1 protein-coding gene (only partly in view) is annotated in these 12,620 nt (G+C 65.6%); it reads right to left on the bottom strand.

What is annotated here, in order from left to right; all coding sequences use genetic code 11:
• Window positions 1–12,620 carry part of the coding region annotated (locus ACIRRA_RS39670) for a non-ribosomal peptide synthase/polyketide synthase (protein ID WP_402779484.1) on the bottom strand (this coding region is incomplete at its 3' end). The annotated region extends 16,077 nt beyond the left edge of the window, so 12,620 of the 28,697 annotated nt are shown.

Raw genomic sequence — 12,620 nt, 5'->3', positions numbered from 1 at the left:
TCGGCGATGGTGCCGGCGACGGTCTGCTGCACCGGGGTCTCCGGAGCACGGAACGCCCGGACCGCGAAGGTCGGGGCGGGCAGCTGCTTGCGGTCCAGCTTGCCGGAGGCATTGAGCGGGAACGCATCGAGCACCATGAAGGCGGCCGGCACCATATACGCCGGAAGCCGTTCGGCCAGCGCGTCTTTCACGCCGTCGACGTCGAGGTGGCCGTCGGCTGCGACCAGGTAGGCGACCAGCTGGTCCCCGGTCCGCTCGTCGTGGCGCACCACCACGACCGACTGCACGATCGACGGCAGCGCGGTGAGCGCCGACTCGATCTCGCCCAGCTCGATACGCAGACCACGCAGCTTCACCTGGAAGTCGATGCGGCCTCGATACTCCAGCTCACCATCGCGTGTCCAGACAACGAGATCACCGGTGCGATACATTCGCTCACCGCTCGTGAACGGGTTGGCCACGAAACGATCCGCGGTCAGATCCGGGCGCGCCACATACCCGGTCGCGAGCTGATCACCCGCCAGATACAGCTCACCCGCGACACCCACCGGAACCGGCCGCAGCCGCGAATCCAGCACATAGGCCTGCGTATTGAAGTGCGGCGCACCGATCGGCACCGATGCGAGATCGGCATCGGTGACCTCGTGATAGGTCACATCGATCGTCGTTTCCGTCGGGCCGTACATGTTGTACAACCGCGCGCCTGTCAACGCACGGAATCTCTGGGCAGCCAAGGCGGGAAGACTCTCGCCACCGGCGAACACCAGGCGCAGGCAACGAGCCTGCGACGCCTGGTCCACAGTGAGGTACTGCTGCAGCATCGATGGTACGAACTGCGTGACGGTGACCTGTTCGGCGGCAATCAAACGTGCCAGGTACAACGGGTCGCGATGCCCGTCAGGCCTGGCGACGACCATTCGCGCGCCAACCTGCAACGGCCAGAAGAACTCCCCCAATGACGCATCGAAACTCACCGGAGTCTTCTGCAGCACCACATCGTCAGCCGCAAGACCGAACTGAGCGTGCATCCACACCAGCTGATTCGCGATGGCCCGATGACTCACCGCCACGCCCTTGGGACGACCGGTCGAACCAGAGGTGAAGATCATGTACGCGGTATTGGCCGCCCCCAACGACGCCAATCGGTCGGCATCGGTCACCACAGCGCCCGAAATACCCGACAGATCCAACTCATCGATCCGAACCTGGGGCCAATCGACACCCTCCAGGCCATCCGCGGAGGTCAACACACAGATCGGCTGGGCAGTCTCGAGAACGTATCGGACGCGCTCAACCGGATGTTCCGGATCCAAGGGCACAAACACACCGCCCGCGACACTGATCGCATACATAGCGACCACCAGGTCGATGGACCGATGCATGCTCAGCGCCACCGGGGTCTCGGGTCCGACACCGGCACCGATCAGCCAGCGTGCGAGCCTGCGCACCCGATCCGAGAACCCGGCGTAGGACAGACTTGTCCCCTCGAAGGTGATAGCGGTCGCTTCGGGGGTCAGGGCAACCTGCGCCTCGAACAACGATCCCAGTGTCGCGCCGGAATCCTCGGACACCCTCGGCAATACCGCATCGATCGGGTACTCGGTCTCGTTCCACGCCTCGAGCACCAGCGCCCGCTCGGCATCGTCCATCAGCGGCAGATCGCCCACGCGCGTAGCCGGATCCGCGGCGACCGCGGCCAGCAGATGCAGCAATCGCTGTGCGAACAGGTCCGCGAAATCGACATCGAAAAGGTCGGTGGCGAACACCAATTCGGCAGACACGCCTGCGCCGTCGCCATCCATCAGAGACAGCTGGAGATCGAATTTCGCTGTCTGATAGTCGATCTCGACTTCGCCGACCGTCAGATCGGGCAATCTCAGCTCGGTGTGACCCAGATTCTGGAACGACAGCATCACCTGGAACAGCGGATGGCGTCCCTGCGACCGCACCGGGTTGACCATCTCGACCACCCGTTCGAACGGCACGTCGGCATGCGCGAACGCCTCCAGATCCCGGCCACGAACTTGGCCCAGCAGATCGGTGAACCGCTCCCCCAGATCGACAGTCGTCCTCAACACCAACGTGTTGACGAACATGCCGACCAGATCGTCGAGAGCCTGCTCACCACGACCAGCAATCGGCGTGCCCACCGCGATGTCCGCGGTGCCACTCAAACGCGACAGCAGGACCGCAAAAGCAGTCTGTACCACCATGAACAGGGTCGCGCCCTCCGCATGCGCCAACCGGTTCAGGGCATCGATCGTCTCGCCGGACACCCGGAACCGCAACAGCCCCGCACGATTGGACGCGACGGCTGGACGCGGCCGCATCGACAACCGCAGCTCGTCCGGGATTCCGGTCAGAGTCTCACGCCAGTAGTCGAGCTGCTGGGAAATCAGCGACAGCTCGTCAGTTTCCGATCCGAGTACCTCACGCTGCCACAGCGCGTAATCGATGTACTGAACCGCGAGTGGCGCCCAACCCGGCTCGACGCCCATCGCAACCGCGGCATAGCCCGTCACCAGATCGCGTACCAATGGCCGTATCGAGAAGCCATCGACAGCGATGTGGTGAGCCGCCAACACCAGCACGTGCTCGGAGGAATCCAACCGAAGCAGGCGCAGCCGAACCGGCAATTCAGTGGTCACGTCGAAGCCACGACCGACGAACTCGGCCACCACGCCAGGCAATTCGCCCTCGGTCACTTCCACGACCTCGAGCTCCGGCACGGCGCAGCCGGTCGGCAGCACCTTCTGGTAAGCCACGCCCTCGTACGACGGGTAGATGGTCCGCAGCGACTCGTGGCGGGCGATCACATCGGCGATCGCGCCCCGCATGGCGTCGAGATCCAGTGCGCCGGACAGACGTACGGCCGCCGGGATGTTGTTGGCGGCCGACTCCGGATCGAACCGATTGAGGAACCACATGCGCTGCTGCGCCAGCGACAGCGGCGGGTACTCCGGCCGGGACCGAACCGTGAGCGCCTGACGCACACCGGTTCCCGCGTGCGACTCGACGCGCGCGGCCAGCGCCGCCACGGTCGGAGCCTCGAACAGCACACGCACGCCGACCTCGGCGTCGAGCGCGGCCGACAGGCGCGCCACGACCTGGGTGGCGACCAGCGAGTTGCCGCCCAGCTCGAAGAAGTCGTCGTCCACGCCGACGCGCTCGACACCGAGCAGGTCGGCGAAGATCTGCGCGATGATCTCCTCGATCGGGGTCGAGGGGGCACGAAAACGCTTGGCCTCGAACACCGGCGCGGGCAGGGCCTTGCGGTCCAACTTGCCCGAGGCATTCACCGGGAACGCGTCGAGCACCACGATCGCGGCCGGAACCATGTACGCGGGCAGCGAACCGCTCAGCGCGGCCTTCACACCGTCGACATCGACCACGGCCTCGGGCTCACGCACCACATAGCCGACCAGCTGGTCACCGGCGTGCACGTCGGTGCGCACGACCACCACCGACTGCGCGATGGTCGGCTGCGCCAGCAGCGCCGCCTCGATCTCACCGAGCTCGATGCGCAGACCGCGCAGCTTCACCTGGAAGTCGATGCGGCCCAGATAGTTCAGCTCACGATCGGCGGTCCAGGTGACGAGGTCACCCGTGCGGTACATGCGCTCACCGACCGCGAAGGGGTTGGCCACGAACCGATCCGCGGACAGCTCGGGCCGCGCGACATAACCGCGCGCCAGCTGCGCGCCCGACAGGTACAGCTCACCCGCGACACCCGGGGCGACCGGGTGCAGGCGCGAATCCAGCACGTACACACGGGTATTGGAGACCGGCGCACCGATCGGCACCGACAGCAGGTCGGCGTCGGTGACCTCGTGGTAGGTGACATCGACGGCGGCCTCGGTGGGGCCGTAGAGGTTGTGCAGGCGCGCACCGGTAAGTTCGCGTAGCTTCTGCGCGGTCGGCGCGGGCAAGGCTTCGCCCGATGCGAACACCTGCCGTAGAGACATCCGCGCCGGAATGACGGGGTTGGAGTCTCCGAGAGTAGCGACGAACACCGAGAGCATGGATGGCACGAAGTGCGCGGTGGTGATGCCGGTCTCGGCGATGGCCTGGGCCAGGTACACCGGGTCGCGGTGCCCGTCCGGCTTGGCGACCACCAGTCGCGCGCCGGCCTGCAAGGGCCAGAAGAACTCCCACACCGACACGTCGAAGGTCGCCGGAGTCTTCTGCAACACAGCATCGTTCGCGTCGATCGGGTACTCGTGCTGCATCCACAGCAGACGGTTCACGATCGCCCCGTGCTCGACCGCCACACCCTTCGGGCGGCCGGTCGAACCGGACGTGAAGATCACGTACGCCGTGTGCTCGGGCCGAATCGCCCCTCCCCGTTCGACATCCGTGACCGGAGCGTCGGAGTAGGCCTCCAGGTTCAGCGTGTCGACCTCGAGCACCGGCACATTGCGACCGGTGACGAACTCGTCGCGACTGGTGGTCAGGATCGCGACCGGCCGCGCGATATCGAGCACGTAGTCGATGCGCTCGTCGGGCTGATCCGGATCCAGCGGCACGTACGCGCCACCGGCCTCCAGCACCGCGTACATCGCGACCACGAGATCCAGCGAACGCCGGATCGCCAGCGCCACATGCGATTCCGCACCAACACCCTGCGCGATCAGCTTGCGGGCCAGCTTGTGCACCCGCGCCGAGAACTCGGCGTAGGACAGACTTGCCCCCTCGAACTCCACGGCAGGCGCATCAGGGCTGGTCAGCGCTTGCGCCTCGAACAGCGAAACCAGGGTGGCGGACTCGAAGTGACGAGCCGTGTTGTTCCAAACATCGAGCACACGCTCGCGCTCGTCGACATCCAGCAGATCGATATCACCGATGCTCACATCCGGCTCGGCGACAATCGCCACGAGTAGACGCTCGAGCCGGTGTGCGAAGGCCTCGATGGTCGGCTCGTCGAAAAGGTCCAGCGCGTAGGAGATCTCGGCGGACATGCCCGCGTTCTCACCACGGTCGTCCTGCGCCTCCTGCAGGGTCAGCTGCAGATCGAACTTGGCCAGACGCGCCTCGTAGTCGATACCGCTGACCGACAGCCCGGGCAGCTCCAAGCTCGCCTGCCGCGTGTTCTGGAAGGTCAGCATGACCTGGAACAACGGATGCCGCGCCTGCGAACGCGCCGGGTTGAGCACCTCGACCAAACGCTCGAACGGCACATCCGCGTGCGCGAACGCGTGCAGGTCGGTATCGCGGGAGCGGGCCAGCAGATCGGCGAAGGTCTCGCTGCCGTCCACCTCGGTGCGCAGCACCAGGGTGTTGACGAACATGCCGATCAGGTCGTCGAGCGCGGCCTCACCACGACCGTGCACCGGGGTGCCGATCGCGATGTCGCCGGTCCCGGACAGGCGGGCCAGCAGCACCGCCAGCGCGCTGTGCATGACCATGAACAACGACGCATTGTGGCGGCGGCCCAGATCCACCAGCGCCTGCTGAGTTTCGGCGGAGATGGCGAACGGATAGGTGCCACCCTGGTAGCTGGCCACGGCCGGACGCTGCCGGTCGGCGGGCAGAACCAGCTCGTCCGGCAGATCGGCGAGCGCGTCGGTCCAGTAGCGGATCTGCTTGGCGATCAGCGAATCCGGGTCGTCCTCCGAACCCAGCACCTCACGCTGCCACAGCGCATAGTCGGCGTACTGCACCGGCAGCTCCGCCCACACCGGGGCCTCCCACGAGGTACGCGCGGCGTAGGCCACCATCACATCACGGGCCAGCGGGCCCATCGACCAGCCGTCGGCGCTGATGTGATGGACCACCATGCCCAGGATGTACTCGGACTCGCTGATCTCGAAAAGCGCCGCGTGCAAAGGCACTTCGCCGGTGACATCGAAGGCCGTGGTCGCCAACTCGACCAGATGCTCGATCAGATTCGACTCGGTGACCGGCACCGGCGTCAGGTCCGGCACGATCTGCGCGGCATCGAGCACCCGCTGCACCGGGCCGTGCGCGGTCTCCGGGAAGACGGTGCGCAACGACTCGTGACGATCGATCACATCGATGACCGCGACCTGCAGCGCCGCGATATCCAACTCACCGGACAGGCGCATGGCGACCGGGATGTTGTACACCGCCGAGGCGGTGTCGAAGCGGTTGAGGAACCACATGCGCTGCTGCGCAAGCGACAACGGCACCTCGCTCGAACGTTCCCGCTTCACGAGCTCACTGCTGGCGCCCTCACCGACATGCGATTCGATACGCGCGGCCAAAGCCGCAACCGTACCGGCGTCGAAAAGCATCCGGACAGGCACTCGGGTATCGAGCGCGACCCCGAGCCGCGAGGCTACCTGGGTGGCAATCAGCGAGTTGCCGCCCAGCTCGAAGAAGTCGTCGTCCGCACCCACCCGAACGACTCCGAGCACCTCGCCGAAGACCTGGGCGACGATCTCCTCGATCGGCGTCGTCGGAGCCCGGAATGTGCGCACCTCGAACACCGGAGCGGGCAGCGCCCGCCGATCCAGCTTGCCAGAGGCGTTGAGTGGCAAACCATCCAACACCACGAACGCCGAAGGCACCATATACGTCGGCAGCCGAGACGAAAGTGAGGCCTTGACGCTGTCCAGATCCGCCGGGTCGTCGGTGACGACATAGCCCACCAGCTGATCACCGGCCACCGAGTCGATGACCATCGCCACGGCTTGGCGGACCGCCTGATGCGCCAGCAGGGCGGACTCGATCTCACCGAGCTCGATACGCTGACCGCGGAACTTCACCTGGAAGTCGCTGCGGCCGATGTACTCCAGCACCCCTGACTCGCTGTGCGGCTGATCGATCCAGCGCACGAGATCCCCGGTGCGATACAGCCGACTGCCCGGCTCACCGAAGGGGTTGGCCACGAAACGATCCGCGGTCAGATCCGCGCGGCCCTGATAGCCACGGGCCAGCTGAGCGCCCGACAGGTACAACTCACCGCGCACCCCGGCAGGCACCGGCCGCAGACCCTGATCCAGGACGTAGGCCTGGGCGTTCCACACTGGTCGGCCCAGCGGAACGATCGCCGGGAGAGCCTGACCGACCCGCCACGAGGTGGCGTTGACCGTGTACTCGGTGGGGCCGTAAAGGTTGACCACGGCCGCGGCCGACAGCCGCCGGAAGGCACGCACAACGGTCGGCGACAGCACCTCGCCACCGACGAAAACCGCACGCAGCGACACACATTCCGCCGCCGAGGCACTCGTCGCGAACACCGACAGCAGCGATGGTACGAACGAGGTCACCGTGACCCGGTACCGGCCGATGACCTCCGACTGGTAGACCGCGTCGCGGTGGCCCTCAGGCTCGGCGATGATCGTCCGCGCGCCGACCATCAAGGGGGCGAACAGCTCCCAGACCGACGCGTCGAAGGTGAACGGCGTCTTGTGCAGCACGATATCGGTGTCGTTCAGACCCGATTCGGCGATCTTCCACGCCATCTGGTTCACCAGCGCGGCGTGGCTGACCGCGACGCCCTTGGGGCGGCCGGTGGAACCGGAGGTGTAGAGCACGTAGGCGGTATTCTCCGGCCGCACCACGCCGAGCAGTTCGGCGGCGTCCACCGGAGCGTCGGAATAATCGGCCCACTGCACCTCATCGAGGAAAACAGAAGGGCAGTAGTCGGTTTCGATGCCGTCGGCACGCGTGGTCAGCACACACGCTGGATTCGAGCCGCGCAGCACATAGTCGATGCGGTCGGCCGGATGATCCGGGTCGATCGGCACATAGCCGCCACCCGCGGTCACAGTGGCGTAGATCGCGACCAGGGTATCGATCGAGCGACGGATGCCCACCGCCACCAGCGTCTCGGGTCCGACACCGCAGTCGATCAGCCTGCGCGCCAGTCGGTTCACACGCGAGGAGAACTCGGCGTAGGTCAGCTCGGTCGCCGACCCGGGCTCGGCGGTACCGCTCGAGTCGAAAGTCAGCGCGATGGCCTGCGGCCGCACGCGCACCTGCTCGACAAAGCGCTCGAGCACCGTCGTGATCGCGGGCACCACATGCTCGGTGCGATTCCAGTGCTCGAGCACCGTGGACCGCTCCGCCACGTCCAGAATGCCGATATCGCCTACCAGCGTGGCGGCATCGTCGACGACGGTGTCCAACACGGACACGTATCGGCGGCCGAACTCGGCGACGGTGGCGGCATCGAACAGGTCGCCGGCGTAGGAGACCACCACTGACACGCCCGCGGGCTCGCCGCCGAGGCCACGCTGCTCGGACAAGGTCCACAGCAGGTCGAACTTGGCGATGTCCACGTCGAGTTCGTGCGCCCGTGCCGACAATGTCGGACCACTCGAAGCCGCAGCTCCGCCGAACTCCAAGTGCCCGTGGGGCATCTCCTGGAACGACAACATCACCTGGAACAGCGGATGCCGTGCCTGCGAGCGCGCCGGGTTGATGACCTCGACCAACCGCTCGAACGGGACATCGGCGTTGGCGAAAGCCGCCAGGTCGGCTTCCCTGACCTGGGAAAGGAAATCGCTGAACCGTTCGCTACCATCGACTTCCGAACGCAACACCAGAGTGTTGACGAACATACCGATCAGGTCGTCGAGAGCCTGCTCACCTCGGCCGGCGACCGGGGTACCGATCGCGATGTCGTTGGTACCCGAGAGCCGGGCGAGCAGCACCGCCAGCGCGGCATGCATGACCATGAACAGCGAAACACCGTGAGCGCGCGCCAAACCGGCCAGCTGCGCATGCTGCTCGGCCGAAATATCGAAGCCGACGCGACTGCCTCGGAAGCTCTGCACCGCGGGCCGCGGACGGTCGGTCGGCAAATCCAGCTGTTCCGCCAGTCCCGCCAAAGCCAGACGCCAGTAAGCGATCTGGCGCGCGGACATGGAATCGGCGTCCGATTCGGACCCCAGCAGCTCCCGCTGCCAGATGCTGAAGTCCCGGTACTGCACCGGAAGTGGCTCCCAATCCGGATCGCCACCGTTCACTCGAGCCATGTAGGCGACCACGATGTCTCGTGCCAGTGGTCCGAACGAGTAGCCGTCCGCGGCGATGTGGTGCACCACCACCGCCACCGCGTGCTCGGCCACCGCGGTCGCGGTTTCGGCCAGGCGAAACACCCGAACACGGAAGGGCAGCTCACGCACCATATCGAAACCGCGGCCGGCGAACTCCCGCAACACACCGTCGAGTCGATCCTCCTCGATGTCCTCGACTTCGGTAACGACGGTCACCTCGGTCATCGGGACCACCATTTGGTAGGCACCCGTATCGGATTCGGGGAAGATCGTGCGCAGCGACTCCTGCCGCTGCACCACATCGAGCAACGCCGCATTCAGCGCATCGATGTCGACATCACCGCTCATCCGCACCACGAACGGCAGGTTGTAGGTCGGCAGTGTCGGATCGAACTGGTTGAGAAACCACATGCGCTGCTGTGCCAGCGACAATGGCACCCGCGCAGGGTGAGGCTGTACGACCAGGCTGGGCCGAGAAGCATCGACAGCGGTCGCGGATTGGGCGCGAGTGGCGATCCCCGCCGCGGTCGGTGCCTCGAACAGCGCCCGCACGCCCAGCTGAACACCCAACGCGGCCGAGACACGCGACACCACCTGAGTCGCGACCAGCGAGTTGCCACCCAGATCGAAGAAATTGTCATCGAGGCCGACCCGCTGCCGCCCCAACACATCAGCGAAAACGCCGGTGACAATGTGTTCGGTCTGCGTGCGCGGAGCTCGATATCCGGCCGCCACCGCGCTGAACACCGGCTCCGGCAGCGCCTTCCGGTCCAGCTTGCCCGACGTGTTGAGCGGGAACTCATCCAGCACCATGATCGACGCCGGAACCATGTAGGCAGGCAGATCCGCTGAGATGAAACGGGCCAGCTCGACCGGATCGACCGACTGCCCGGGGGCGGGGACGACATACGCTGCCAGCTGATGGCCGGTAGCCGTGTCCGCCACCAGCACGACCGCCTGGCCGACCGCCCGGTCCGCCAGCAGGACCGTCTCGATCTCGCCCAATTCGATGCGCTGACCACGGAACTTGACCTGGAAGTCGGCGCGGCCGAGATACTCCAACGCACCGAACTTGTTCCAGCGGACCAGATCACCCGTGCGGTACATCCGAGTCCCGGCCACGGAGAACGGATCGGCCACGAAGCGATCAGCGGTCAGGTCCGCACGGCCCAGATACCCGCGTGCGAGCTGTCGGCCCGTCAGGTACAACTCACCCGTCATACCGATCGCGGCAGGACGCAGCCGCGAATCCAGCACGTAGACCCCGACATTCCACTCCGGCACACCGATCGGCACGATGGCGCGATCGGCAGCGGAAGCCTCCCAGAACGTCACCGACACCGCGGCCTCGGTGGGGCCGTACAGATTGTGCAGACCGGCGCTCGCGATCGCGCGGAACCCCGCCGCCGTCTCCGGCGACAGCGCCTCACCGATAACGAAAACAGCCCGCAACGAAGCACAGTGAGCGACGCTCGCCTGCGCCACGAACACCGTCAACATCGATGGCACGAAGTCGGTGACCGTGACCTGGTGTCGCCTGATCATCTCGGCGATGTAGAGCGGATCGCGATGCCCGTCGGGCGCCGCCACGACCAGCTTTGCTCCTACGAGCAGTGGCAGGAAGTAACCCCACAGCGAAACGTCGAAGGTCGTCGCGGTCTTTTGCAGATAAACATCGGCCTCGGTCAGTTGGTATTCGTCCGCCATCCACAGCTGTTGGTTGACTATGGCCTCATGGGTGACGGCGACCCCCTTCGGGCGGCCGGTCGAGCCCGAGGTGTAGATGACGTACGCGGTGTTGCCCGGATCCAGCGGCGACCGGCGATCATCGTCGGTGATCGGTTCGGCGGAGAACTCGGAGCTGTCGAGCGTGTCGATCTCCACCCGCCGTATCCGTCCCGGCAGTTCCAACGCGTCCGACGATGTCGTGAGAACGCATACCGGAGTGGCGGATTCGAGAATATAGGCGGTGCGCTCGGGTGGGTGGTCGGGATCGATCGGCACGTATGCGCCACCGGCCTTCAGCACCGCGTGCATCCCGATCACCAGCTCGAGAGAGCGCCGCATTCCCAACGCCACCAGTGATTCCGGACCCACACCGTTGGCCACCAAGTAACGCGCGAGCCGATTGACCCGTGCGTCGAAATCAGCGTATGTGAGGGCTTCGCCGTCGAATTCGACGGCTACATTCTCCGGGGTACGCGCGATCTGCGCGTCCAGCAACGCCGGCAGCGTCGTGTCCGCCACCTCGTGGTCGGCATCGTTCCACTCCCCCAACATCCGATCCAACTCGACTGCGGTGGCGATCGGCAGGCCCCACGCGGCTTGGTCGGCGTCAGCGCGGACGAATTGATCGAAGAGCTCGAGAAATCGCCGATGATGCTGGTGTGCTTCGGATTCGGAATAGATGTTCGGGTTCGTCTCGAAGTCGATGTGTGTGCGATGCCCGCCCATCGACTGATAGACGTTGATCGCGAGGTCCTCGATCGCGCCGGTCGACAGCACGTGGGTCCGGCCGGTCAGCCGACCGAGCACAACACCGTCGTGGAACAACATGATGTTGACCCACGGACCGAAGAACTCGGTCGTGACCGCACCACCGCCCGCGCTGTCTCGACGGATGTCCTCGTGCCGATAGCGCTGATGACGCAACGCACCCGACACTTCGACCCGAACCTGCCGCAACAAGTCCGCGATCGTGGTGTCGTGGGCTACGCGTACGCGAAGCGGAACGATATTCGAGCTCACGCCCCCAGCGCGGCGCATGGCGGCTGTGGTCCGAGCGGTCACCGGCAGACTGAGGATGACGTCCTCGCGGCCTGTCCACTGCGCCAAATAGGTGGCAAACGCCGCGATCACCAGAATGGCCAGCGACGCGTCGTGCTGGTTCGCCACCGTGTCGAGCACAGCCGACTGGGCGTCCGACAACACACCGGTGTCCACCCTGTTCGAGGGTGCGGGCGCGGCGCGGCGCCCGCTGAGGCTGACGCCCTCCTCCAGCCCCAGAACACGCTGCGCCCAATGCTGCTTGTCGGCCTGGAAACGAGAACCGTCGCGGTAGGCGAACTCGGATTCGACCAGACTCTCGAGACCCCACACCTGCAGCGGGCTCGGTTCTGCAGCCTGCACACGCGCGGTGTAGATCTCTGCGATGCGATTCAGATACGACATCGCGCTGAATCCATCCAGCACGATGTGATGGGCACGCACGTACCAGAAACAGCGGTTCTCCGCCAACTGCAAGACAGCGACCCGGACCAGCCGATCCGTGACCAGGTTGATCGGGCGACCGTACTCGGCACGCATCCATTCGTGCGCCGCGGCTTCCGCGTCTTCTCGATCCCGCAGGTCGACATGGTCGATGTTGTCGTGATCGGCGATGGTGTGGTCGATGTACTGGAAGGGTTCACCGGCACGTTCGACGATCCGCAGAAATCCGGATCCGAACTCCCGGGAAGCGTCGATACACGCTTCATGCAGAATCGCGCGGTCGGGTACTCCCGGTAGATCCACATATTGGGCGATTGTGATCGGCACCGTGGGATCCAGATGCTGGGCATACCAGATGCCGAGCTGCGCCGGAGACAGCGGGAAGTCCTTTTCCCCCGACTCCTCGTTCCCACCGAAATCCAGCCGATCCACCGGTACCCTCAC

This window comes from Nocardia sp. NPDC101769 (assembly GCF_044766925.1).
Taxonomy (GTDB): domain Bacteria; phylum Actinomycetota; class Actinomycetes; order Mycobacteriales; family Mycobacteriaceae; genus Nocardia.
Note: the sequence above shows the minus strand (reverse complement) of the source record. Positions and strands in the feature narration are given on the sequence as shown.